Source organism: Herbaspirillum sp. GCM10030257, from assembly GCF_042666555.1.
Classification (GTDB): Bacteria; Pseudomonadota; Gammaproteobacteria; order Burkholderiales; family Burkholderiaceae_D; genus Noviherbaspirillum.
Genome location: NZ_JBHTDH010000010.1, coordinates 1 through 25,318 on the forward strand (window position 1 = coordinate 1; position 25,318 = coordinate 25,318).

Genomic DNA, 25,318 nt, shown 5'->3' on the forward strand with positions numbered 1-25,318 from the left:
GCGAAGTTTCCGGATGCCGAGCAGATCGTCACCATCGATGGCTTGCGGGTCGAGTATGCGGATGGGTTCGGACTGGCGCGTTCATCCAACACCACACCGGTGGTGGTGATGCGCTTTGAGGGAGAAAACGAAGCAGCATTGCAGCGTATTCAGAACCAGTTCAAACAAGCGATCCTGGCCGCCAAGCCGGATGCCGTGTTGTCCTTTTGATGCAACAGGGTGTTGTTGGTGCACGCGATGAAGAGTTTCTAATGTAGGTCAAGGTGATGTAACGAAATGCAATCTATCTTGAATACAGCCTACTGCATATGGGCAAGTCAAGAGAAGCTCCACCGATCGGTAATGGTTGAACAAGACCGGTTATGGCAGGGCAGGTTGGCGCGGTGAACGGGACAGCGTGACAAGTGCATGTTTCACCGGCAGCCATAAGGGAAACTTTTTTGGATGGAAAACAAGAACAATGTTTATCGATACGCGACAAGTTGAACAAGGCACCGTGACTGAAGGCACGGTCTGTATCATCGGTGGCGGTGTCGCCGGCATCACACTCGCCATGGAACTCGACAAACAGGGGATTGACGTGGTGTTGCTGGAAAGCGGCGGCTTCAAACCTGATGACAACACGCGTGACTTGTATCGCGGTGAAGATGTTGGCGAGTGGCGCTACAACTTTGCGGACGGCAGTCGCAGCCGTTTCCTTGGTGGCAGCAGCAACTGCTGGGGCGGATGGTGCCGTCCGCTCGATCCCTGGGATTTTGAGAAGCGTGACTGGGTGTCGCACAGTGGCTGGCCTTTCAGCCTGAACGAACTGATGCCGTACTACGACCGTACGCACGCACTGCTCAAGCTGGGCCCGAACAATTTTGATCCGGATTTCTGGGAGCGCTCGATCGGCCGTCCGGATGTGCGCCGTATGCCGCTGGTCTCGGGCAAAGTACGTGACACAATTTCGCAGTTCAGCCCGCCGGCTCGCTTCGGCAAAATGTACCGCGAGACGCTCAAGAATTCAAAACGCATTCGCGTCTACCTGTATGCGAATGCGACAAACATCGATACCGACCATTCGGCGCAGACCGTGTCCCGCATCCAGGTTGCGACGCTGACCGGCAAGTACATGGAAGTCAAGGCACGCTTCTACGTGCTGGCAACCGGGGGCATTGAGAATGCACGGTTGCTGCTTGCGTCAAACAAGGTGCAAGCCGCAGGCCTTGGTAATGGCAATGACCTGGTGGGTCGCTTCTTCATGGATCATCCACGTCTGCTGACCGGAAATATCCGATTTACAAAGGAGTGGAGCCGCAACAAGCTGTCCGACGTGAAGTATCACTACATGAATGCCGCGGTTGCGGCGCATGGTACGCATGTTGCGCATCAGTTTGCACTGACACCGGAAGTGATGCAGGAGGAAGGCATCCTGAATGCGCGGGTATGGTTCAACTCGGTATTCCCTGGCGAAGGCAGCGAAGGCGCCCAGGCGCTGTTCCGCATCAAGCAAGCATTGCTGCAAAAAGATCAGCAGGACTGGAGCCTGACCAAGGACATTCTCACCATGGCCACCCATCCGGTGGATACCCTGGGCTATGGCTATACGCGCTTGTTCCAGCCACGCTGGCTGATCCAGGGCGTGAAATTCCAGTTGATCGTGGAGCCGGAACCAGATCCGAACAGCCGCGTCATGCTGTCGCCGTCGCAAAAGGACCAGCTCGGCATGAATCGCGTGCGGGTCGATTGGAAGCTGACATCGAAAGTGCAGCGTACCTTTGACCGCACATTGCAGATTCTCGCCGACGACATGCGCCGCAGCGGTGTTGCGCAAGTGGATCTCGATCCACCGATCGAAGGCAAGAAGTGGCCGAACGATCTGGAAGGTACCTGGCATCACATGGGCACGACGCGCATGCATGATTCACCGAAGGAAGGTGTGGTCGACCGCAACTGCAAGGTGCACGGCATGAGCAACCTGTTCGTGGCAGGCAGCTCGGTGTTCCCGACCTGCGGCGCCAATTTCCCGACCATCACGCTGGCTGCACTGGCATTCCGCTTGTCTGAACACCTGGTGCGCGCAGTAAAGCGCCCTAGCGTAGATGTCACGATGGAGGCGGCATAAGCTCCACACCTATATTCACTCATCCGGCCGGCAGCAAGCGTGGACGACGCACTTCGAATTAGGCGTCGCCCACTTTCCGGCGCCTTCATGCGGCAGTGGGAAAGCAAACCTGTCCTTTGCCGCGGCGGCACCCCGGCTGGCTGACAGATCCCGGATTTAATTGAGAGACGCTGGAAGACCAGGAGTCTCCCCAACTGAACATGACGACAACTAAAACTATTCTTGTTACCGGCGCCGCAGGCTATATCGGTTCACATACCTGCGTAGAGCTTTTGTCCGCTGGTTACTCCGTCGTTGCACTGGATAACCTGTGTAACAGCTCTCCCGAATCGCTCAAGCGCGTCGAAAAAATCACGGGGCAACTTATTCCGTTTTATGAAGCGGATATCCGCGACCGACTGGCCCTCAATGCCTTGCTACGCACGCACCGCATTGATGCCACGATCCATTTTGCAGGTCTCAAGGCAGTGGGCGAATCGGTCAGCAACCCGCTGTCCTACTTTGAGAATAACGTGGGTGGTACGGTAACGCTGCTGCAGGCGCTGGGCGAAGCAGGGGTTAAAAAGTTTCTGTTCAGTTCATCGGCGACCGTGTATGGCGACCCGGAGACCGTGCCGATTACCGAGAGCGCGCGGCTTTCGACGACCAATCCTTATGGGCGTTCCAAGCTGATGGTCGAACAGATCCTGGAAGACCTTGGCAAGTCCGATCCGTCATGGGCAATCGGCGCGCTTCGCTATTTCAATCCCGCTGGGGCCCATCCAAGCGGTTTGATCGGAGAAGATCCGCGCGGCATTCCCAACAATCTGATGCCATTCATCGCGCAGGTAGCCGTGGGTCGGCGCGAAAAGCTGTCAGTGTTTGGCAGCGACTATCCGACGCCCGATGGTACCGGTGTGCGCGACTATATCCATGTCGTCGACCTCGCACAGGGGCACCTCGCGGCACTGGCCGAACTGTTCCGCTCGGGCCGAAGCTTTACGCTCAATCTTGGTACCGGCCAGGGTTACAGCGTACTGGAGATGGTGAGCGCCTTTGAAAAGGCGAGCGGGCGCCGTATCCCTTATGAACTGGTTGCGCGTCGCCCTGGCGATATCGCGACCTGCTATGCGGATCCTGCGAATGCAAGACGCATTCTTGGCTGGAGCGCCAAAAAAGGGCTTGCGGAAATGTGTGCCGACCACTGGCGCTGGCAGAGCACGAATCCAACTGGATTCCACGCGCCAAGCAAGGCGGCATGACGCTATCGTCATCAGGGATGAAAGGTGACAATGCAATGCGGACCAATAAATATCTACTGCGCGCCGCCTTACTTGGATCGCTTGCCGTATTTGGCCTGTCAGCATGTGGCGAAGAACCCGCATTCAGCCAGCAAACGCTCCTGGCAGCCGCCAAACTGTCGAAGTCCAAACAAGCTGCCGTGAGAACACCCTACGGACAGGATGCGACTGAATTCGTACTCACTTTTGCTGACGAATTCGACCATTTTAATCCGCAGGTCTGGAACGACCATATCTGGTACGAGAAGCCCAACCCGACCAAGAACTATACGGTAGAGAAAGGCGCGTTGAAAATATGGCCGCAGCGCGACGCGAGCGGAAAATTCTTCAATCGGACTATCGATACCGACGGCAAATTCGAGCAACGGTATGGCTACTTTGAAATCGAGGCAAAGCTGCCACGAGGGAAGGGGACCTGGCCAGCATTCTGGCTCTTCGCTCACCCTGACAAGCGACGACCTGAGATCGACGTGATGGAAGCTTATGCCGGGGGCGAAGATCCATGGGGATATACCGATGCCGACGGCGTGTCACGGCCTACTTCCTATGGTGCGACCGTGTGGCTTGATGAAGGCGTCGAGGCAGGTAAATACCAGCATCAGGCAAAGAAGGATTTATCGGCGAGCTTTCATAAGTATGCGGTCAAGTGGGAGCCTGATCGTCAGACGTTTTACTTCGACGGCAAGAAGCTGCATACAGTGGAAGCGAAGATGACGGATCAGATGTACATCATGCTTGATCTCTGGTTCGGGAGTTCGAGCGGCGACCCGGACGACAGCACACCGCAAGGCAAGGCGAATTCATTCGAAATCAATTACGTTCGCGCGTGGCAAATGAAACGTTTTATGCGCGAATAACACCAGCAGTAAATTGCTGGCATATGGTGAGGCAAGCACACCGCTACCAATCCAGTTAATCCAAGGCACCTTAACGGTGCCTTTTTATTTTGATATCCCCATTCAAAGCACTCTTACAGGGAATAGAGAGTCGCGTACGCAGGTTTAGTCCGTCTTCAATAGGAGTATTCCGGCGTAGAAATTACAGGCCAACTTGTTACAGACTGAAACAGCCATAAAAATTTCAAAGTTTCCTGGAACCATTTCCAGATGGAAATGCTCTGAAGAAAGTCTTGTTGCTTACGAGCACGATTTTTGTCTACATCAGAGGGGATTATTTTGTTAAGTCTGTCATTTCATCGGAATTCTATATCGGCAGCCTCCTGCGCTGCGGCCGCAGTCCTGCTTGCCGCTTGTGGCGGTGGTTCAAACGGCACATCGGTCGAAACTGCATCGGCCGAAACAAATACTAGCCTCATGATGGCAGGGACCACGGTCAGCACAACGACTTGGACTCGCTGTGCAGAAGAGTATGGAACATGTACATTTAGTGGCACCAGACAGGTGCGCTACGGCCTGGATGGTAAATATGCTACCAGGTCCGCGACTGGCTCCATCGGTTGTAACAACAATGTCTTCGGCGATCCAAATCCAGGCGCCGACAAGATCTGCGAGTACGCGACGACTACGACAACGCCAGCACCAGCGCCTGCACCGGCGCCAGCACCAGCGCCTGCACCAGCGCCTGCACCAGCACCAGCACCGGCGCCTGCACCAGTTACCACCACTACATGGACGCGTTGTGCCTCGGAGTACGGCACCTGTACCTTTAGCGGCACCAAACAGGTTCGCTATGGCTTGAACGGTAAATGGGCGACACGCACGGCAACTGGATCCATCGGCTGCAATAACAATGTGTTTGGTGATCCTTATCCCGGCGCAAACAAAGTATGTGATGTGGCGACAACAGTAACGGCGCCGGCTCCTGCGCCCGCACCCGCACCTGCACCGGCTCCCGCACCAGCACCTGCCCCAAGCCCGGCTCCGGCACCCACGACATGGACCCGTTGTGCCTCCGAGTATGGGACTTGCAACTTCAGTGGCACCAAACAGGTTCGTTATGGCTTGAATGATAAATGGGCGACACGTACTGCAACCGGTTCGATCGCCTGTAATAACAACGTCTTCGGTGACCCAAATCCAGGTGCAAATAAAGTATGCGACGTAGCCACGACGGTTACGACTTCGCCGACGCCTGCTCCAGCACCTGCACCGGCTCCGACGCCTGCACCAGCGCCTGCACCCGCACCAGCGCCTTCAACAATGTCGCCGTTTGGCCAGGACGCAAGCGCGTACTCGTTGACCTTCTCGGAAGAGTTCAACAGCTATAACACCAACCTGTGGAATGACCACATGTGGTACGAAACATCCAACCCGACCAAGAACTACACGGTCGAAGACGGCAAGCTGAAGATCTGGCCGCAGCGTGATGCATCGGGCAAGTTCTTCAACCGCACCGTCGATACCGATGGCAAGTATTACCAGACCTACGGTTACTTCGAGATCGAAGCCAAGCTGCCGGTTGGTAAAGGCACATGGCCTGCATTCTGGCTGTTCAACCACATTGATAGCCGTCGTCCCGAGATGGATGTCATGGAAGCCTACGCAGGCGGCGCCGCACCATGGGGATTTAATGTCAACGGCATTCCACATCCACAAGCCTATGCACCGACCGTGTGGAAGGGTGATTATGAAGGCCAGTTGGTTGGTTCGCGCCAGTACGACACGGGCATGGACCTGTCGGCCGGCTTCCATAAGTATGCAGTCAAGTGGGAGCCGAACAAGCAGACTTACTACTTCGATGGCAAGGAAGTCCTGACGCTGAACGTCAGCATGGGTGATCCGATGTATCTGATGCTGGACCTGTGGTTTGGCAGCGCGTCTGGCACACCTGACAATTCAACACCACAGGGCAAGACCAACTCTTTCGAGGTCAACTACGTTCGCGCATGGAAGTTTAAATAAAGTGAAACTTCACATGGTGATGGCGTTGCTTAAGCTGTAATAACGCTGTAATCCATAAAGCAAAAGGCCGGTGCCATGCACCGGCCTTTTGCATTTTCGTCATACCGATCTATCTCGGGATGAAGTTCCTGGGTAGGACTTGGTCGATAGAAAAGACAATTGTGCAATTCTTCATCGTTCCTTGCAATTTCATCTACGAGAAGCTGTACAGAACGTTAAGAAATGTGTTGGCAAAGCTTTCATAAAGGCAAAAAAATTCGAGTTTTTTGGTGATTGCCGGAACCATTTTCCGATCAGCAAGCTCTGAACATGCACTTGCTGATGAGAATTATTGGCTACCATCAATCAGACGAAAAAGGAACTCGAATGTTTAAATCCTCCCTACACCGACTCACAATTTCGACACTGTGTTGCGCCTGCACAACCGTTCTGCTCGCCGCATGCGGTGGTGGCGGTGGTGAAGCGACTACCGCTGACTCCGCACTGCTCGCATCCGCACAAGTTCAAAATCCCGCAGCTGTTGCCGCAGACACAACTGATGCTGCACAGGCTACTCCGGCAACCGCAACGCCCGAAGCAACAACTCCCGTATCCATTCCCGAGGCTACTCAAACCGCTCCTGCAGCCGCGCCCAAGACGCCATTTGGCCAGGACGCCAATGCCTATACGCTGACTTTCTCTGATGAGTTCGACAGCCTGAACAGCAGCCTCTGGAATGACCACATGTGGTACGAGAAGTCCAATCCGACCAAGAACTACACGGTCGAAGACGGCAAGCTGAAGATCTGGCCGCAGCGTGATGCATCGGGCAAGTTCTTTAATCGTACGCTTGATACCGATGGCAAGTATTACCAGACCTACGGTTACTTTGAGATCGAAGCCAAACTGCCGGTTGGTAAAGGCACATGGCCTGCATTCTGGCTGTTCAACCACATTGATAGCCGTCGTCCCGAGATGGATGTGATGGAAGCCTACGCAGGCGGCGCCGCACCATGGGGTGTGAACATCGATGGCGTTGCGCATCCGACAGCCTACGCACCGACCGTATGGAAAGGTGACCAGGAAGGCCAGTTGGTTGGTTCGCGCCAGTACGACACCGGCATGGACCTGTCGGCCGGCTTCCATAAGTATGCGGTCAAGTGGGAACCGAACAAGCAGACTTACTACTTCGATGGCAAGGAAGTCCTGACGCTGAACGTCAGCATGGGTGATCCGATGTATCTGATGCTGGACCTCTGGTATGGCAGCGCGTCGGGTACACCGGATGATTCAACACCACAGGGCAAGACCAACTCTTTCGAAGTCAACTACGTTCGCGCATGGAAGTCGAAGTAACCAACTGATGGGGACCATCGAGGTTCACCATTGAGAAGAAGCATGTGACGCAAAGGAAGGACCTTGCGTTTTCCAAGGCCGGCTTTATCGCCGGCCTTTTTTTATACCCGGCTGACTTGCACACCCGTTCGCTCACCCTTATGCAAACCATGGATCTTATCCAGCAGACATGTACGAGCCATAACTGTTTCGAAGAAAAACAGTAAGGCCGTACAAGGTTGTTGTTTCTTTGCAGCTTTCTATTATTTCCCCGCGTCAAAATATTTCGGGTTTCTTGACAATTTCCTGGAACCAATTCCAGAAGCCAATGCTCTGATGAAACGTTGCCGGTGAGAATGCTCGTCGCGCCTTTCATCTGTCCAGGAGACCCATCATGCAAAAATCCACATTTCATCGCTTTTCCATTTCTACCCTTACGTGCGCATGTGCTGCTGTATTGCTGACCGCTTGCGGCGGTGGTGGTGGGTCCGCTGATACGCCTGTTGCACAGAGCTCGCTCGCAGCCGAGACTACCCAAGGCGCGGCAACGGTCGTCGCGATGGCCACTCCAGAAGCTACGAATGCTCAAGAAGCAGACGCAACAAGCATGAGCGCCACGCCCACCATGACTGCCAACGTCGAGTCGAGCGCAGACGCATCGGCGGGTACTAATAACACCACAGGGTCGGCTGCAGCGCCGGCAGCGAACGCTACTGAATCCGGCACGTCGACGCCGCCAGCGACATCAGCACCTGTATCAACTCCTGCCTCTACACCAGCGCCGGCACCTGCACCTGCACCTGCAGCTACTGCGATGACCCCTTATGGTCAGGACGCAAGCGCCTATAAGCTGACTTTCTCTGATGAGTTCAACAGCTATAACACCAACCTGTGGAATGACCACATGTGGTACGAGAAGTCCAACCCGACCAAGAACTACACGGTCGAAGACGGCAAGCTGAAGATCTGGCCGCAGCGTGACGCATCGGGCAAGTTCTTTAATCGCACCGTCGATACCGATGGCAAGTATTACCAGACCTATGGTTACTTCGAGATCGAAGCCAAACTGCCGGTTGGTAAAGGCACATGGCCTGCATTCTGGCTGTTCAACCACATTGATAGCCGTCGTCCCGAGATGGATGTGATGGAAGCCTACGCAGGCGGCGCCGCACCATGGGGTGTGAACATCGATGGCGTTGCGCATCCGACAGCCTACGCACCGACCGTATGGAAAGGTGACCAGGAAGGCCAGTTGGTTGGTTCGCGCCAGTACGACACCGGCATGGACCTGTCGGCCGGCTTCCATAAGTATGCGGTCAAGTGGGAACCGAACAAGCAGACTTACTACTTCGATGGCAAGGAAGTCCTGACGCTGAACGTCAGCATGGGTGATCCGATGTATCTGATGCTGGACCTCTGGTATGGCAGCGCGTCGGGTACACCGGATGATTCAACACCACAGGGCAAGACCAACTCCTTCGAAGTCAACTACATTCGCGCATGGCAGTTCAAGTAAGACAGAAGCGTGAGATTTGATATATCGAGAGTGAGCGTCAGAGAGATTAATCATGCAGTAGATACTTCACCCGCATGCACCAAGGTGTGTTGAATATGCTGTGAACTTGAAAATATTTCCTAAGCATGTAACTGAGTCACTACGCGACATCGAAAAGGCCGGCTGAATAGCCGGCCTTTTTTTGTGCGCAATGTTTATTTCCAAGAACGATTGTGTGATTACCCTCGATGTGAAATATCGAAAATCGCGGCTCGTTCACAGGATAACGCGTTACACGGCGCAAATTCATCAGCAAGGTTGGCCTTACTCAAATGTGCGTAGGCGTTTTCCGGAATGCTGAGTTGTGCATGAGGTCGAAACGCGGACGGACATAGACCGGGAAAACAGTGCGTTACAGCTATAAATGCAACTGGCCCATGTCTTGCTAAGAGTGAGTAACAAGTAAATATATGGCTGAAGATTAAAGCCCATGGGCACTTCAAAACCGCTGACGCATTTTTGTATGACAGAAGAAACATAACTTCCTCAGTAGAGACAAGAAGCAATGCAAGCTTTTTCAGCAACGGCAGATGCGTCCGGTAAGCTTTTCCCTGCAGTAGACGGCTGGTTTTAATACCGCCGCCAGTCTTCTTCTCCCATCACACTGTCAGGTGAGCCATGAACGTCGCAACCACCAACGATCACAGCATCAGCATCACTTGCTACGACAACGAAGTGCCGTCCTTTGTTGAAGCCGAGATGGACCGCCTGTACGGCAATATTTTTTCGTCGCTTCTTGAATTTCGCGTCTATGGCTGGGTGGCCGGCACCACCAGCACCTATGTCGTCAGCCGCGGTGGGGAGATCATCACACTGTTGATGTTCAAGCGAGACCACGGCCGTATCCAGGTGCTCAACGAGACCATTCGCCTCGAAGCCGACGACATTCAGCGTTTTGCCAATTTTGTTTTCCAGCGCTATTCGGATGTGCAGACCATTTCGTTCAAGGCGATCGAGACCGACGGTGACGACCTGGGCTTTCCCCATCAGCGCTTCAATCATCTTGAGGACATCACGCTGCGCCTGCCTGCGTCTACGGAACAGTACCTGGCCAGCCTCGGCAAGAATACACGGCGCAACATCAAGCGCTACACAGACCGTCTCATGCGTACATTTCCAAGCTGCCGATTCGAGGTCTATGAAGGAAGTTCCGTGCGAGAAGAGGATGTGCGGGCATTGATTCGGTTCAACCATGACCGCATGGCAGACAAGAATATCGTCTCTGTCATCAATGAGGAAGAGACCCGGCGCATCATTCGCCTGGTAAAGGGCTGCGGCCTGATGGGCATCATGACCATCGATGGCCAGATCGCAGGCGGGGCGCTGAGCTATCGTGCCGGCTCGAATTATTTTTTGAATGTCCTCGCGCATGCTCCGCACTATGACGACTACTGGGTCGGTTTTTTGTGCTGTTATCGGACCATCTGCGAATGCATCGCGCGTGGGGCGACAGAATTTCATTTTCTATGGGGCCGATATGACTACAAATTCATGCTGGGTGCGGTACGGCGCGACCTCGACAATGTGACGCTATACCGGTCATGGATGCATATGGCACGTCATGCCGATCTGGCGTTGCAGCAGGCAAGGGATGGCTATGCACGGCAGGCCAAACTCTGGATCAAGTATGGCGATACCGCGATGTCGCGGCGCGCCCGCCGGCTTATGCAACATATTCAGAGAGCAAGGCATATTGCCCAGGATCTTTATCGGGGGAAACGGCCGGGCCTGATCCAGTCGGCACATGAGAATTGATGCTCGACCCGCCGGGATCGCACGTTTATTGCTTCAACTCAGGTGGCTGGCTACCAAGCGTCTGGTGTTGATCAAGTGTGTAACAAAAATGGTCGGTTACTATCGAGCGCAGGCTGCTGGACTGGTTTTGCCTCTTTTCATGATTTAGCTCAGTTGCTGTGTCTCTACAAACATTACCATTTACCCATGACAAGACTTGCCTTAATTACAAACGAGCCGCCGCCGTATCGCATTCCTGTATTTAACCGCATTGCGCGCATTCCCGGGATCACCTTACAAGTGATTTTTTGTGCTCGCCGTGAGCCAAACCGGCACTGGGATTTACCGGCATTTGAATTCGACCATTGTTTTCTGAATGAACGGATCACGACAGTCAAAGGACGCTACATCCACAATAATCCGGATGTGGTCCTTGCGCTTAAACGTTTTGGACCGGACGTGATCGTGACAGACGGACTGAATCCGACCCAGCTTTACGCCTTCGGCTATGCCATGTTCAAGGGTATCCCTCATGTACCGCTCACCGACGGCACCTATGAATCTGAATTGAATTTGAGCAAGGTGCACAAGCTGATTCGCCGAATTGTCTATGGGCGTTCGAAAGCTTATCTGTCGGCGAGCATGGGCGGACAACGCCTCTTCGAGAGCTATGGCGTCGTCCCCGAACAATGCTTTAAATCGTATCTGTGCATCGATAATGAAGCCTACCAGTGCACGCCGCAACACGAGGGTGACAAGTTCGACCTGATTTTTTGTGGGCGCATGGTACCGGAAAAAGGCCCGATGTTTGCGCTGGAAGTCGCCGAAGAAGTCTCTCGTCGCTTAGGGCGTAAGGCCAGTATCCTTTTTGTCGGCTCAGGAAGCGAGGAACAACGCGTGAAGTCTGCCGCTGAAGGCAAGAAGAGTCGTGTCGTTGCATATTTCCATGGCTTTGCAAAGCAGGGGGAATTGCCTTCGCTGTATCGTTCAGCCCGGCTTTTTCTGTTTCCCACACACGCAGATGTCTGGGGTGTGGTTGCTAATGAAGCCTGCGCCGCTGCGTTGCCGGTGATCGTTACACCGTATGCCGGGGCGGCTGGCGAACTTGTCGTCCATGGAGAAAATGGTTTTGTTGCGGAACTCGATGTCGGACGTTGGGCGGATCACGCAACGTCGCTGCTCACGGATCAGACAATGTGGGAGAGATTTTCTCGCCGTAGCCTGACCCTGGTGAGAGAATATAGTTTCGATAACGCCGCAATGGGTGTCGTCGAAGCTTGTCGTTATGCGTTGTCGTCCGGCGCGCCACGTAAGGCGAGCAGGGCGATGAGTTCCTGATCCAGAACGGGATAACGGCATGAGACAGAATATCTGCGTCGACGATTCAATAGGGATCCGCTTATGGCTGCAGTACTCTCCACGGACGACCGTTCCCGCACGAGCAATGCCCCTGCGGTTGATTCCGGTTTGCCCAATGGAATGCCGCCAGACGTCGAAGGAGAAAATCGAGTGGAGCCAATGATGGGCCCTTTATTTACGTGTTCTATCGACGATGGTCATCCGTCCGATATGAAGACTGCCGAACTTTTGCATAAGCATGGCTTGAGTGGTACGTTTTTCGTACCGATCCGAAACTGCGAGGGAGATGATGTTTTGCCGGATGCGCAAATCCGGGAGCTTGGCAGAAGATTTGAAATCGGCTCGCATACCTATGACCATCGCTATCTAAAAAAAGTCGATATCTGGCAGGCCTACCATCAGATAAATGATGGAAAGAAATACCTGGAAGACGTCCTGGGCATACCGGTAAACGGCTTCTGTTATCCGGGTGGTCGTTATCTGGCCCGTGATGTCGAACTCGTGCGTGCCTGCGGTTTCAGCTATGCACGTACAACGATGAACTTGTGCTTCGACGCAGGTCACCGGCCCTTTGAAATGCCGACGACCGTACAGTTTTACCCCCATGATCGCGCAGTGTACCTGCGCAATTTCGCCGGGTCGGGAAACTGGTTCAGGCGTACGGCCGGGTTGCAGCTTGCCATTCAGCATGGTGACTGGATGAAGCGACTATATGCAATGTTCGACCATGCGGTGCGTAGTAACGGCACCTTCCATCTCTGGGGGCATTCGAAGCAATTCGACGAGCTCAATGCTTGGCAACAACTCGATGCCTTCCTTGCACATGTCGCTTGCGCCGTTTCAAGCCAGAATCGCCTTACCAATGAAGAACTTGCTGTCCGCTCGCTGTGGGTGCCCGGCACCGCCGGAGCGGTAGGATCTGCCTGAAGTCTCACTTATCCTCATAAGATCATCGCGGCCTTAACAGGCCGCTTTTTTATGCGTAAAGGTTTCAGGCTCGTTCGTAGTGACTTCAGAAAATAAAAACGCACCCCGGTTCACGAAGGTGCGCTTCAAGGCATTCGCCGAATTTTACTCAAGCGGTTTTGCAGATGCCTGTGCCATCTCTGCGTGGGCGTGCTCGTTCGCGGGAACCAGGGTCGCTGGACCAGCAAGAGGATTGCCTACCTCGGTGAGATAGCGGGCGCCCAGCAGTTGGGACGCCTTGGTATTGATGTGATTGGCGTCCTTGTACAAAGCGATCTTGCCCATGTAGGTTACGCATTCATCCGTGGTGCACATGATTTTCTTCGGGTCGATGATCACCGTCGCCGGGTATCTGGCCTTTACTTTGTCGATGATCTCATCGACGCCGGCCTGTGTTTCCTTCACAAAGTTGAGCGGGATATTGCAATTGCGATCCGCAGGAAGCCAGCCGCGCGTACGATGCAGGATGCACTGTGAGAGGTCTGGTTCAAAGAAAGGATTGTCCTTGAAAATGACAGGGATTGCGCCTGCGTCGACGACTTTACCGGTCGCATACATCATTTCTTTTTCCAAGTCGCGCCAGGGTTCCGATGCCCAGAAGCCGGCCATGACCACATATTTGACCTGGTTGGCCAATTCCAGTAGGTCACTATTACGCTGCTGGCATGTCGATGGTCCGTTTTCCGGATGCTTATCCGTGGCCTGAGCAGCCGTCGGGAAGCAGGTGCCCTGAACATGGTAGATCGCCTTGAGACCGGCAGCCTTTGCCAGTTCATCCACGAAGGGCTTGAAGTGGTGTGCGTGGGAATCTCCCATCAGTAAGACATCGGCCTTGCCTTGAGCCGTGTCGCCGAAGGCACAGTTACCCAGCAGGTAGTCCATCGTGATCTTGCGATAATCCTCGGCCCGGATGGAGCAGGAACGTGTCAGGTCACGTTCAAACGAGTAGCTCGAAATCAGCTCACGGATCTCAACTGAGAAACGCTGCGGTGCGCCTTCAGTGACGTAGGACGCAAGGCCGACCGCCATAAAAGCTGTGGCAGGCACCATGTATATCTGCACAAAAGCACGTTTGAACTGGATCGATCTGCTTTTTCGGATCGGCGTCTCTACGAATTTCCATGTCAGCCAGGAGAGCAGGAAGGCGAGCGCCACGGCAGCGATGCCCACCCAAAAGGTGATCTCGATGCGGCGGTATCGGAGAAAGGAAAAAATGGGCCAATGCCATAAGTAAAGGGAATAGGAAATGAGTCCGACGCCGACGAAGGGCTTGCTGCCAAGAACTGGTTTGAGTGCATTGCTGCCGGTACAGGCATAGATCACCAAAGCAGTGCCGATGCAGGGGTAGAGCGAATTGACGCCGGGGAAAGACGATCCCTTGTTAATCATGAACAGCGAACCTATCATCAACGTCAATCCGAGGCTTGCCCACACGTTGGAGGCTGCCATCGAACGAATCGGCGACTTCTGCGAAACGAAGTACGTCAGCGCACCGATGATCAATTCATGGGCGCGTGAGGTCAAGAGAAAGTAGGCTTTGATTTCGCCGGTCTTCATTTCCGACAGCACGGCGAAGCCAATACCGAGAACCACCAGCGCGGGAACGACTTGCTTTCTCGCGTAGCGGTAAAGGAGCATCAGCAGGGCTGGAAAAATAAAATAAAACTGTTCTTCGACGGAAAGCGACCAGGTATGCAGCAGCGGAAACTCTTCTGTCCGTTGTCCAAAGTAACCCCAGCTGAGCATGGAGAAGAACACATTAGATAGAAACGCCCACGACGCTGCGAGGGAAGTGGTGTAGAAGATGTAGTCGTTTGGAATCAGCAGATACGATGAGATTACCAATGTGGTCGCCGCCACAAGAATATATGCTGGAAAGATCCGCTTGATTCGCCGGGTGTAAAACTCAGTGAAGGTAAAGCGGTCGGCATCCAGCGCTTTGGCGATCAGCCCGGTAATCAGGAACCCTGAAATGACGAAGAAAATATCAACACCGACAAAGCCACCCGGAACAAGCGTGGAGCTCGCATGGAAAGCAATGACCGCAAGTACGGCGATGGCACGCAGGCCATCGATATCAGGACGGTAAGCAAGATGAGCAGATTGAGCAAATGGGTTCGTCGTCATTTCGAAGAACAAAAGTAAGAGGAAACACAGCAGCAGAATTCTCTGTGATGAAGCGACCAAGGCGTCTATGTCAGATAGCCACGGGGCTTATGTTGCCTGATTGCTATCATTGCACTGTGACGCCTTGTCGATTTGATTTCCAATAAGGGCCATGTTGACTTTGCACAAGTGTGGTAATGACGCGACGCAAAGGGGATAATCCAGGGCAATTGACGGAAAGGCACTGAAGGATGGTGGTGCAGCGAAGGGCGGAATGCGGGGGACGGATATCGTGAGCAGCAGGCACGGCTCTATCCAGTACCTGCTGCTTCAATTCTGCGTCACGCATCGCCAAGCGGCAGCTTGGCAATGACGAACTGGCGAAGGAAGCCGACCATAAACAAGGTGTTAGTCACCATGTAGCGTTTGAACAAGCGACGTGGTTCGGATCCGAGACGATAGAGCCATTCAAGGCCGTTGCGTTGCCACCAGATTGGCGCTCGCTTGATGACACCGGCATGGTAATCGAACGCTGCGCCGACACCGATCATCACGGCGTTGATCCGTCCACGATGCTCGGCCATCCATTTCTCCTGCTTTGGGCATCCCAATCCGACAAAGACAACATTTGAGCCTGATCCATTGATCATTTCAACGATCTCTTCGTCCTCTTCGAGCGACAGGGAACGGAACGGGGGCGAATAGGTTCCACCGATGCGCAAGCCGGGAAACAGTTTGGCCAATGCGACACGCAACTTGGCAAGCGTTGCATCTGTACTGCCATAAAAGAACACAGTCTGGCCCAGCCGTTCCGCCTCCGCAAGATACTTCATCATCAGATCAGGACCGTTGATACGCTCTTGAGAAGCATAACCGAACTGCCGTAACGCCCAGGCAATCGGTGCGCCATCTGGCGTCGCCATGTCAGCATTGTTCACCGCGATCTTGAATTCGACATCGCTAGTCGTCGTCACCACGGAATGGACATTGCAGATACAGACGTAGCGCGACTCGCGTGCCGCTCCCCATCTTGTAATCTGCCCTACGGCTTCGTCCCACGTCAAGGCGTCGATGAAAGCTTCCAGCACGGCTTGACCCTTACGCGGCATGACGTTCTCTTCTAAGTGTGGAAATTGCATCTTCATATATGTCCATCAGCATTTCATAATTGCGATCCGGCGTGTACTTCGCCTCGTATTCCGCACGAGCGGATCTGCCCATGCGTGCCATCTGCTCCGGATGTGCCGTTGCCCATGCCATTTTTTGCGCAAGGTCCGCGGCATCGCCCGGATTAAATAGAAGTCCTGTGACGCCTTCATGCACGATATCGACCAGTGCTCCAAGTCGGCTCGCTATAACGGGCAAGCCGCATGAAAACGCTTCGACAATGGTGCGCGGCGAATTCTCATAACAGATACTTGGCAATACCAGGAACTGCGCGGTGCCCATCCTGGCCATGATGTCTTCCAGCGGTCGGAAGCCGAGGTAGCGCGCGCCGAATGCCTCATGCGCAAGCGCTTCCAGCGGGCCGCTGCCGATGACGTCAACGCCGATTGAAGGTGCATGGCGAACCGCGTCAGCAAGTACATCCAGTCCTTTTTCCGATGACAGTCGACCAACATACATGCCGCCGTTGCGATTGTCCCAGGACGGTTCCGCGGCTGAAGGCACAAAGTTCGGCTTGATCCGGAAGCGAGCGGCAGGCAGGCCGCCTTCAATGTATTTGGCGCGTGCAAACTCGTTCAAGGCAATGTAACGCGTTACCCGATCACGATACGTCCCGATCGCGCGGTGCGTTGCCAGCATGCCGGTGAGCACTGCCGACTGCATCGCGGATTCGCGGTAGCACTTGCGCGTGACCGAGCGCCACGGCACCTTTCCGATGCAGTCCTCGCAAATCTTCCCTTCGCGCAGAAAAATCGCTTGCGGGCATAGCAGCCGGAAGTTGTGCAAGGTCTGAACGACTGGCACACGCCGTTTCCCCGCTGCCCAGTAGAGGGAAGGAGAGATCAATGGAAAGGTATTGTGGACATGGATTACATCTGGCGCAAAACTATCGCATAACGCATCGATATCGCTGGCGGAGCGCTGCGACCAGATCGTGGAGACAGCCGCCACGGCACGCGGCATGTGGGTTAGCGCATCATTGTGCAGTTGATAGACTTCGACCGCATGGCCGCGGGCACGGAGCAAGGCGACTTCGGCATCAACAACGGCATCCTCGCCACCGCGATGCTGATAAGCATTGTGTGCAACCAGGATCTTCATTGGCAGACCCCGTAGTCGTCGTAACAGCAGGAGAGAGGGCACGGAATCATTTATTTACCCTACTTTCCAGTCTGATAAATCTGGTGCGACGTCGCGGTGCAGGCCGACTGCATAGCGACAGGCGTCGACGATTCCCATCGCGGCATGGTCGAAGGTGTAATGGGATGCCAGTGTGTAGCTGCGTTCCGAAAAACGCTGATACACCGCATCGTTGCTAAGCAATAACACTGCACGATCGATCCACTGTTCGAGTTCGAGGCCACAGACAAAACCGTTTTCACCTTCCAGAACAAGCTCGTCGGCTACGCCGGCTTCCGGCGAAACTATGATGGGCAGGCCAGCGGCGCACGCTTCGTTACCCACAACTCCCCAGACATCGCGCGCGGTGGGGAAAAGGAAAACCCGTGCCGAGGCATACAGAGCCGGAAGCTCATCCTGTTGCGCGTGGCCGTTGATAACCGTTTGCACGCGATCCGACAAGAATGCTGCACGTCGGGTGACCTCTTCCTCCAGTTCGCCGCTGCCAACGAAAAGAATGCTGACCTTGCGGTCCATCCTGGCCGCGACGCCGGCAGCGACATCCAGCGCAAACAAGGGGTTCTTGTCCGGCACGATACGTCCGCAAAAGATCAGGTCGAAACTTTTCCCGATCTCATTTGCCGCGTTCGCCGCTTCTGAATAGGCATTATTGTCAATGCAAAGGCAGGATTGAAAGCATTTTTCGCGCGGGATGCCATAGCTCTCATACAGCTTGAGGCCACCATGGCTCGCAGCGATGAAGGCCTTGGAGCGACGGTAAATGATGCGACGGATCGCCTTATGCCAGCGCGATAGTGATACCTCCGATATATCGGTACCGTCGGTCATCGGTACATACGCGATGCTCTTTGCTACCGCATAACCAAAGGCGTACAGGAAGGTCGGGTTAAAGCCGGTTGTCACGATGACGTCCGGCGACAGTTTGCCGAGCGCGGACAGTACGTCTGGATTATTGTGAATGAAATTGTCGCCGCGAGTAACGAAACGCTCTTTCAGGAATACATGATTGAAACGCAGCGGCGGCAAATCCCAATGCCGGTTTGGCTCGCGCTCGCTGCAGAAGATGGCATTGAAATCGATACCAGGCACCTTCGCTACCCGCTCATAAATGGGGATACGAAAGGGCGGCGGATGGTTGGTGATCAACGCGACCTTCAAGGGCGCACCTTTCCCGGACCTCGCGCAATGCGGTTTAAGTTCCGTGACTGGCGCGATGTGCGACCTGTTATTTTTTCGATCTTCCATATCCGAGTTATTGGTCTGTAAGGGGATCCTGTCCACTCCTGAGCGGTGCAAGAACTGTGCTTGCTTCGCCCGGCCGGTAGTCGGATCGGCGATGCATCAATTCGGCGCTGCCTGCCGTCACAGGTCCAGTTTGATCCACTGCGCCGACAATCAACCGCACACTTCGAAGATTGCCGTGATGCAGTTATTGTGAAGGCGGCAACGCATAGCACTCGGCGAAAAATCAAATGAAAGGCATTTCCACACGACTCATTTGTAACTATATTTAACGCGATCTTCATTCGCACACACATAGAGGAAGCGGTGTATTGGCGCAGGCAACGCCGACAGAAAACCAAGCGCGCAGACGAACGGATACGCCGCTACCTGCATGAGGCAGCGGCGTATCCGAGTTGAATGAAAGGATCAGGAATGCATGCGTCGCCAGCCAAGCATGCCGTCGATGCGGCCCATCATGGTGGCGTAGCCAAGCGAGAGCTCGGCGCCGAAAGAGCCTTTGAGCAAAGGCCGTAACAAGGGAGCAGCAAGGCCACGTGCGATGACCCAGGCCGGCAGGCGATGTTTGGCATAGAGTGCACCGGTGCCGCGGGCACGATGACGCACGGCCAGCTTGGTCTGACTGTTGGCTTGCGGCTTGTGCGGATTGACTGCATGGTGGACTTCACCCAACGGTTCGTAGGTGAAGAAGGCTCCGGCACGAAGCGCACGCAAAGCGAAATCGGTTTCCTCTCCGGCACCGAACCACTGGCCGACACCGAGACGACTATCGAACCCGCCAATTTCCTTGAATAGCGCGCGGCTGCAGAAGAGGGTGATCGAGCTCACCGGAATGTCGCGGAAGGCCCGTGAGCGCTCCCATGACAGGTCGGCGGCCGACAAAGGTTGCTCATCCTGCTCGACCCAACGCACGATAATGCCAGCCGGCTCATCCGCACAGGCAAAGCGAGTTGCGAGGCGTTCCAGCAAGCGAGGCGAATACCAGCAGTCATCGTCCGGAAAACCTATCCATTTACCCGTGGCGGCTTCAATGCCGACGTTACGCGCAGCGGCCAGGTTGGCCGGGCGGTGACGCAGATGGCGAACCGCGATGCCAAGATAACGTGCGCGGTCCAGATGTGGCAAAAGGCGGTCGTCGTCATTCTGATCGACGACAATGACTTCAAAATTACTGTAAGTCTGTGCGGCAAGTGAGTCAAACAGACGGCCAAGTTCATCGGTGCGGCCGACGGTGGCCAGGATCAACGAAATATCCGGTGTTCTCATGCATTCCCCTTGGCATGGATAACGCGCTGACGGCGTACAAAATAACGTGCGTAATGAGCGAGCCGCTCGACCGGATTCTTGCTGCTGTAAGCAAGCCGAACCCGAAAATCTTCCGCCATGGCGGCCAGTCGGGTACGCGATGAACTCGACAGGCTGCCTTCATGCTCACGGAACGCAGCAAGTGCTTCATCCAGTTGTACCGGATCGGCCATTTTTGCCAGCTTCAGCCAGAGGTCGTAGTCCATTGCATACTTCAGGCTAGTAGAGAAGCCGCCGGCACGCAACATGAGTTCACGCTTGACGAAGGTCGCCGGATGCGGAATGAAATTGCCGCGCAAGAGATTAGCGTAACTGAACCGGGGCGAAACATAATCGTCGGGATAAAGCTTGCCATCGAGCAGCGTCATGGTGCGACCGAACAGCCATTGCCGGCCGCTGTCTTCAAGGTGGCGCGCTACAGTCGACAAGATATCGGGGCGCAGATAGTAATCGTCGGAATGGATATAGGCGATCACATCGCCTGTGGCGACGCGCAAACCTTCATTCATTGCGCGACTCACCCCGCCGCGCACGTTCTCGAGCAGTTGGTAAGGGCGGTCGAGCGCCCGGATCTGCTCCAACGTGCCGTCGGTGGAGCCACCATCGACGAAGATGTATTCGATATGGGGATGGTCTTGTGCAAGTACCGAAGCAATCGATTCCTGGAGATAGGTTGCGCTGTTCCAGGTACAGGTGATAACGGAAAAAGTAAGCGCCATGAGGCAGGGCCTTTCAACTGGTAGAACTAACGGGATGGCGGGACGGCATACGGTAGATTTCCAGCAATTGCGTGGCTGCGCTGTCGGCGCATCCCAGGCCCTCCAGCGCATATCCGTATTGGGTATTCGGGTCGAAGCTCACCAGATCGTCGACCAGCGATTCCATGTCACGATGCAGTCTCAGTTGTCCGGGTTCCGCGCCGTAACGTGACAACTCCGGCGTGCCGCCGCGCTCCAGCGCGAAGGTCGGTTTTCCGAGAAAGAGACCTTCCAGCACGGTTGTCGCGCACGGCTCTTCCCAGACCGAAGGCACTACCACGGCGTTCGCTGAAGCAGCAAGCTTGAGCGTCTGCTCGGGAGAGCACCATCCGAGGAACTGGATCTGGCTGCTTTCGAACTCTTCACGAAGGCGCGGCTCGTCCGGACCATCGCCTGCGATGGTAAGACGCATGTGCGTGGGAAGCCTGGGCGCAAGCATCCGCAGGAAAGGCTCTACACCCTTGGCGGGATAAAGCTTTGCGGCAACAAAAATCTGGAAGCTTCCCGAAGCGGGTAACAGTGCTGCGGATTCACGGATTTTTTCCAGTTTGGCGCGATCGACAAAATTGTGGACAGTGACACCCCAGTCGCCATTGCCGAGTGAGCGCGATAGATTGCGCAACAGCATGTCTGACACAAAGACGGTTTTATGAGCAGTGAAGCTTTCCGCCACCTCTTTGCGGTAGCGCACCACCGCGGCGGTGGAAACCGCACGCTGGATTGCATTGGGCTTGGCGGTGATGCATTCCGCGCACACGGACGGGTCGGGCGTGCTGCAGACTTCGCCATTGCGGAAGCGGGTGTGCTTGAAGCAATCGCTACCCTGATCATGCCGTGTCTGCACAAAATTAAGATCGGCGGGCAGGAATTTCGCGACGTTGGGAATATGGCCATGGTAGTGCACCACATCATATTGTCCGGCGCGGCGCATGATGAGCTGAGCAAAGTTTTTTGCGATCGAGGTGCGCTTGGGCGGCATGAACATACCGAAGCTGATTTCCTTCCAGCCGGCATGATGTCCATTCAGTTCGCCAAAAAAGCGTCCGCCGAAGTCGCCTTCGTCTCCGCACACCGAAATCGGGTGTTCGGCGTTTCCCATCAAATCCACCTGATGTCCTGCGCGCACCAGTGCACGTGCAAGGTTCAGCACATGTTTGGCGAGGCCGCCCATGTTTGGATAAGGAATGTCTTCGCTGACGAGGAGGATACGCATAGTGCCTGACCTCATGAACGCAGACGGCGTGCCATCGACATCATCGCGGCACGCTCATCGACGCTGACAATAAAGAACAAGCCTGCCAGTCCCAGTGTCACCAGTGCGGTCGACACGATTGCTATGGTGCTGACCAGGCCGCTGGGGATCATCCACTTCAACGGAACCAGTACGCAGATGATCGCTGCGCCGATTGCCAGGCTGCGTCCAAATCCGCTGCGCAGGCTTTCGACAAAGGTAATCGGCACGGTACGGCCATGGACGAACAGCAGAAAACCGACGCCCAGCGCTAATGATGACAGCAGGTGTCCGGTAGCCGCACCGATGATGCCGCCGACATGGGTACCGATATAGACCATTGCGACACCCGAGATGCCATTGGCGAGCGCGAAGCGACCGGTGACACGCGGATGACCGAGGGCATCGTTGACAAGCGATGGTACATTGGTCAGTGAATCGACAAGCAGCGCCAGCGTCATCAGCACCAGCACCGGGTATCCCTGGGAGACAAATTCTTCTCCTACCCAACGGCGGAGGAATTCATCGCCGGCAAGGACGATTACGCCGAGGGCGGCAAGATTGATATAGGTGACGTAGCGGGTCACACCAAGGTAGACCGGACGCAGCTCGCTGATGCGGCCAGCACCGGCCAGTGCGGATGCGCGGGGATAGATGACGCTCGACAAGCGATAGGTCAATCCAAGGATGCGTCCGGCGAGCGTCACGGGAACGGTATAGAAGGTGAGGGCAACCGGACCGGCGATCGCACCAACGATGACTTTGTCGGCATGCTGGTGCAGGGTAGACGCTATCTTGCTGAGATAGGCGTATGCGCTGAATGATGTCAGGGCAGTACGCACGTCCGGACGCGGCCAGCGAGGCGAGAGAGCTAAATCGAAGCCACGAATCAACCAGACCAGGTAAAGAATGTTCAACGCGGAAACACTGACACGCGCAATGATGACCCCGGCCACGCCGAAGCCTGCCACTGCGGCGCCGACCGAAGCGAGGTTAACCAGAATGCCGAAGAAAGCTTCACTCTGTGCCGAACGATCATAACGTTGCAATGCTTGTGGCACCACCAGCAGGTAGTTCTGAGCCTGTGTGAGTGCAAAGCCGAGACCGGCCAGTTGGAACGCCAGGATGGTCTGCTCGCGCATTGCCGGCGAAACTTCGAAAAAGCGTGCGACCAGCATATCGGCAGCAAAGTAAATGCCGAATGCACCCAGCAGACCGAGGCATCCGTAGAACATGATTCCAAACCAGAATGTTTCCGCAAAGCGCTCGCGATCATTGGCTGCATGATGCTCCGCGAGGTACTTGATGGAACCCGCGCTCAAGTTGATGTCCAGCACGCCAAAGTAGCCAATCAGCGAACCGACCAGGGTGACGATACCGAAACCCTCGACGCCCAGTGCGCCGATAAGCAACGGTACGGTGGCCAGGGCCACCACCATGGGGATCGCGGAACCGCTCAGGTTCCAGAGAGAATTACGCAACAGCATATTGAGTCCGCATCTGATAGGTACGAACCTGGGCATGTTGCAGTCCAACTGCGACGAAAGGCAGTGCCAGTGTCAGGCCAAACAGCAGCATGGTTCGAAATTCGATAATTGGCGTGCCAATCAGCAAGGTCGGAATCCAGAACAGGAACCCTGCAAAGCCTGCATCAGCCAGCAGGCTTGCATTGCCGAAGACTGACTTCCGGTGACGCAGGTAGAAAGAGATGAAGGCGCACAGCATCGCGATGAACAGGCCGGCGCCGAACAGGCCGCTCTTCAGGATCAGGTGGCCGAAGCCGCTGTGCACGAAGCCGAAATCATCTCCGTGGTAAGCCAGCAGTTCGCGGTCGCCCGTAAAGGTGCCCCACGTACCCCGCCCAAACAGCCAATGGCCATCCATGCTCTGCGCCGCAGCATACAATTCATAGAAACGGTTGTCCTTGATGCTGCCACGCGACGGCGCGATGTCGTAGATCAGCGATTGCAGGATGCCTCCGCCACTTGCCGTATTGAACTGCAGGCGGTGCTGGAAGAATACCGACGCGACCACGGCCAGCAGGGCGGCGGCGGCAATCGCGAAGAACAGCTTGCGGCGGCCTGGCAGGCGAAGGAATAGGAACACGAACATCAGTCCGAGGCCAATCAGTGATGAGCGGCGGAAAGAGAGCGCAACCGCCGCGACTTCAAGTGCGACCACACCGAGCAGGAGCACTTTAGTGAAAATGTTCAGTTTTACCTGTGGCGTCGTCAGCAGCCATGCCGAGCAGAACGCGGCAAGGGCCGCCACGTAGTTATCGCTGATGTCGAAAAAGTAAATCTTGATATTGAGGCCTTCGAAGTTCCGGTAAGGATTGGCGTCGTCACCATCGAACAGGAAGTAGCGAACGCCGCCGAACACACCCCGTACCACGGCGATCGACAGAATCATGAGGATCAGCGTAGTCATGTCGCGATCCTTTTCAAACGCACTGATGACAAGGAACATGAATATGAACATGTTCAGTACGTTGAAGAACCCGTTCAATCCCAGGATGACATCGAGGTCCTTGCCGACCATGAGGCCGACGACAACGTGTCCGGCCAGCATGAAGACGAAGGCCGCAAAATACTTGGTCATGGGCGGTGCCAGCTGTGGCCCGTACGGATTGGCGATCCGCTTGATGAACAGGGCAAGTCCTGCAGTAAGGAGGACGAGATTCAGCAGTGAGAAATAAAACATACCCACGCCGCGTGAATAGATGTTGCCGGATTGCGTCTCCACTTGTCCCCAGGTGGAATCGGCGAAGCCGAACAGAACCACTAGAAAGCCGAGGACGACCCATTTGGGCGCCTTGATAACAAATCCACATACGATCGGGATAACAATCAATGCGCCGACCAGATTGGTCATGACTTCTATTGGTGAAAGCGGTGGTGGTGTAATCATGGTTATGCTCGATGAGTGGAAGCGCGGCATCCTGAGACAGGCATACGTCCTGCGCCGGACCGTCGACATGGCTTGAGGCTTGGTGTCGGCCGAGATGATGACGACTGCAATGTCAGGTGCTGTTCGACTTCGTTGCTACCGTTTCTCCGTGTTTCGCCGCAGGCGGCATTGCCTGCGGCGACTTGGTCTTGGTACCGCTGCGGCAGCGATCCGCCGCAGTGTTTGTTTCAGTTTCAGCTATTGTTCCGTCCCGCTATCCAGGCTTTGTACTTGTCGTCGTTTG

General features: G+C 55.1%; 18 protein-coding genes and 1 pseudogene. 10 read left to right on the plus strand and 9 right to left on the minus strand.

Annotated features, from left to right (window positions below):
- From ACFQUU_RS16055 to ACFQUU_RS16100, 10 genes and pseudogenes are all read left to right on the plus strand, one after another.
- Positions 1–210 (plus strand): annotated as a pseudogene (locus tag ACFQUU_RS16055) (phosphomannomutase/phosphoglucomutase); the annotation flags it as partial.
- Positions 211–460: 250 nt separating this feature from the next.
- Positions 461–2,107, plus strand: coding sequence for an FAD-dependent oxidoreductase (locus ACFQUU_RS16060; RefSeq protein WP_382248875.1), 1,647 nt, complete (start codon positions 461–463; stop codon positions 2,105–2,107).
- 200 nt (positions 2,108–2,307) lie between these two features.
- Positions 2,308–3,348, plus strand: coding sequence for a UDP-glucose 4-epimerase GalE (gene galE / locus ACFQUU_RS16065; protein WP_382248877.1), 1,041 nt, complete (start codon positions 2,308–2,310; stop codon positions 3,346–3,348).
- Positions 3,345–4,244 carry a family 16 glycosylhydrolase gene (locus ACFQUU_RS16070; protein WP_382248879.1) on the plus strand — a complete coding sequence of 300 codons (900 nt, stop codon included), beginning with the start codon at positions 3,345–3,347 and terminating at the stop codon, positions 4,242–4,244. The genes galE and ACFQUU_RS16070 overlap by 4 nt, the downstream gene beginning before the upstream one ends.
- 1,392 nt (positions 4,245–5,636) lie before the next feature.
- Positions 5,637–6,248, plus strand: a complete 612-nt coding sequence (locus ACFQUU_RS16075) for a family 16 glycosylhydrolase (RefSeq protein WP_382248881.1) — start codon at positions 5,637–5,639, stop codon at positions 6,246–6,248.
- Positions 6,249–6,614: 366 nt separating this feature from the next.
- Positions 6,615–7,583, plus strand: a complete 969-nt coding sequence (locus tag ACFQUU_RS16080; protein WP_382248883.1) for a family 16 glycosylhydrolase — start codon at positions 6,615–6,617, stop codon at positions 7,581–7,583.
- A 373-nt stretch (positions 7,584–7,956) separates the two neighbouring features.
- Positions 7,957–9,078, plus strand: a complete 1,122-nt coding sequence (locus ACFQUU_RS16085) for a family 16 glycosylhydrolase (RefSeq protein ID WP_382248885.1) — start codon at positions 7,957–7,959, stop codon at positions 9,076–9,078.
- A 657-nt stretch (positions 9,079–9,735) separates the two neighbouring features.
- Complete coding sequence (locus tag ACFQUU_RS16090; RefSeq protein WP_382248887.1) at positions 9,736–10,872, plus strand: GNAT family N-acetyltransferase; 1,137 nt, start codon at positions 9,736–9,738, stop codon at positions 10,870–10,872.
- 42 nt (positions 10,873–10,914) lie between these two features.
- The gene (locus ACFQUU_RS16095) at positions 10,915–12,189 is read left to right on the plus strand and encodes a glycosyltransferase family 4 protein (RefSeq protein WP_382248889.1); all 1,275 of its coding nucleotides are present in this window, start codon (positions 10,915–10,917) and stop codon (positions 12,187–12,189) included.
- Positions 12,190–12,252: 63 nt separating this feature from the next.
- On the plus strand, positions 12,253–13,137 hold the full coding sequence (locus ACFQUU_RS16100) for a polysaccharide deacetylase family protein (protein WP_382248891.1): 885 nt from the start codon (positions 12,253–12,255) through the stop codon (positions 13,135–13,137).
- Positions 13,138–13,281: 144 nt separating this feature from the next.
- Here the strand turns inward: ACFQUU_RS16100 and ACFQUU_RS16105 are convergent, their stop codons facing one another.
- From ACFQUU_RS16105 to ACFQUU_RS16145, 9 genes are all read right to left on the minus strand, one after another.
- Positions 13,282–15,363, minus strand: a complete 2,082-nt coding sequence (locus ACFQUU_RS16105; RefSeq protein ID WP_382248893.1) for an acyltransferase family protein — start codon at positions 15,361–15,363, stop codon at positions 13,282–13,284.
- 260 nt (positions 15,364–15,623) lie between these two features.
- On the minus strand, positions 15,624–16,391 hold the full coding sequence (locus ACFQUU_RS16110) for a WecB/TagA/CpsF family glycosyltransferase (protein ID WP_382248895.1): 768 nt from the start codon (positions 16,389–16,391) through the stop codon (positions 15,624–15,626).
- Positions 16,381–17,550, minus strand: coding sequence for a glycosyltransferase family 4 protein (locus tag ACFQUU_RS16115; protein WP_382248897.1), 1,170 nt, complete (start codon positions 17,548–17,550; stop codon positions 16,381–16,383). Before ACFQUU_RS16115 ends, ACFQUU_RS16110 begins: the two co-directional genes overlap by 11 nt.
- Positions 17,551–17,604: 54 nt before the next feature.
- Positions 17,605–18,747, minus strand: a complete 1,143-nt coding sequence (locus ACFQUU_RS16120) for a glycosyltransferase family 4 protein (protein ID WP_382248899.1) — start codon at positions 18,745–18,747, stop codon at positions 17,605–17,607.
- 492 nt (positions 18,748–19,239) lie between these two features.
- Positions 19,240–20,097, minus strand: coding sequence for a glycosyltransferase family 2 protein (locus ACFQUU_RS16125; protein ID WP_382248901.1), 858 nt, complete (start codon positions 20,095–20,097; stop codon positions 19,240–19,242).
- On the minus strand, positions 20,094–20,855 hold the full coding sequence (locus tag ACFQUU_RS16130; protein WP_382248903.1) for a glycosyltransferase family 2 protein: 762 nt from the start codon (positions 20,853–20,855) through the stop codon (positions 20,094–20,096). Before ACFQUU_RS16130 ends, ACFQUU_RS16125 begins: the two co-directional genes overlap by 4 nt.
- A gap of 13 nt (positions 20,856–20,868) precedes the next feature.
- Positions 20,869–22,107, minus strand: a complete 1,239-nt coding sequence (locus ACFQUU_RS16135) for a glycosyltransferase family 4 protein (protein ID WP_382248905.1) — start codon at positions 22,105–22,107, stop codon at positions 20,869–20,871.
- Between the two features lie 11 nt (positions 22,108–22,118).
- On the minus strand, positions 22,119–23,612 hold the full coding sequence (locus ACFQUU_RS16140) for an oligosaccharide flippase family protein (RefSeq protein WP_382248907.1): 1,494 nt from the start codon (positions 23,610–23,612) through the stop codon (positions 22,119–22,121).
- Positions 23,599–25,035 carry an O-antigen ligase family protein gene (locus tag ACFQUU_RS16145; protein ID WP_382248909.1) on the minus strand — a complete coding sequence of 479 codons (1,437 nt, stop codon included), beginning with the start codon at positions 25,033–25,035 and terminating at the stop codon, positions 23,599–23,601. The genes ACFQUU_RS16140 and ACFQUU_RS16145 overlap by 14 nt, the downstream gene beginning before the upstream one ends.
- Positions 25,036–25,318: the final 283 nt, after the last annotated feature.

Coding starts and splice junctions, on each gene's coding strand:
- ACFQUU_RS16060 (WP_382248875.1), top strand. CDS start 461: ATGTTTATCGATACGCGACAAGTTGAACAAGGCACCGTGACTGAAGGC.
- galE (WP_382248877.1), top strand. CDS start 2,308: ATGACGACAACTAAAACTATTCTTGTTACCGGCGCCGCAGGCTATATC.
- ACFQUU_RS16070 (WP_382248879.1), top strand. CDS start 3,345: ATGACGCTATCGTCATCAGGGATGAAAGGTGACAATGCAATGCGGACC.
- ACFQUU_RS16075 (WP_382248881.1), top strand. CDS start 5,637: ATGTGGTACGAAACATCCAACCCGACCAAGAACTACACGGTCGAAGAC.
- ACFQUU_RS16080 (WP_382248883.1), top strand. CDS start 6,615: ATGTTTAAATCCTCCCTACACCGACTCACAATTTCGACACTGTGTTGC.
- ACFQUU_RS16085 (WP_382248885.1), top strand. CDS start 7,957: ATGCAAAAATCCACATTTCATCGCTTTTCCATTTCTACCCTTACGTGC.
- ACFQUU_RS16090 (WP_382248887.1), top strand. CDS start 9,736: ATGAACGTCGCAACCACCAACGATCACAGCATCAGCATCACTTGCTAC.
- ACFQUU_RS16100 (WP_382248891.1), top strand. CDS start 12,253: ATGGCTGCAGTACTCTCCACGGACGACCGTTCCCGCACGAGCAATGCC.
- ACFQUU_RS16110 (WP_382248895.1), bottom strand. CDS start 16,391: ATGCCGCGTAAGGGTCAAGCCGTGCTGGAAGCTTTCATCGACGCCTTG.
- ACFQUU_RS16115 (WP_382248897.1), bottom strand. CDS start 17,550: ATGAAGATCCTGGTTGCACACAATGCTTATCAGCATCGCGGTGGCGAG.
- ACFQUU_RS16125 (WP_382248901.1), bottom strand. CDS start 20,097: ATGAGAACACCGGATATTTCGTTGATCCTGGCCACCGTCGGCCGCACC.
- ACFQUU_RS16130 (WP_382248903.1), bottom strand. CDS start 20,855: ATGGCGCTTACTTTTTCCGTTATCACCTGTACCTGGAACAGCGCAACC.
- ACFQUU_RS16135 (WP_382248905.1), bottom strand. CDS start 22,107: ATGCGTATCCTCCTCGTCAGCGAAGACATTCCTTATCCAAACATGGGC.
- ACFQUU_RS16140 (WP_382248907.1), bottom strand. CDS start 23,612: ATGCTGTTGCGTAATTCTCTCTGGAACCTGAGCGGTTCCGCGATCCCC.
- ACFQUU_RS16145 (WP_382248909.1), bottom strand. CDS start 25,035: ATGATTACACCACCACCGCTTTCACCAATAGAAGTCATGACCAATCTG.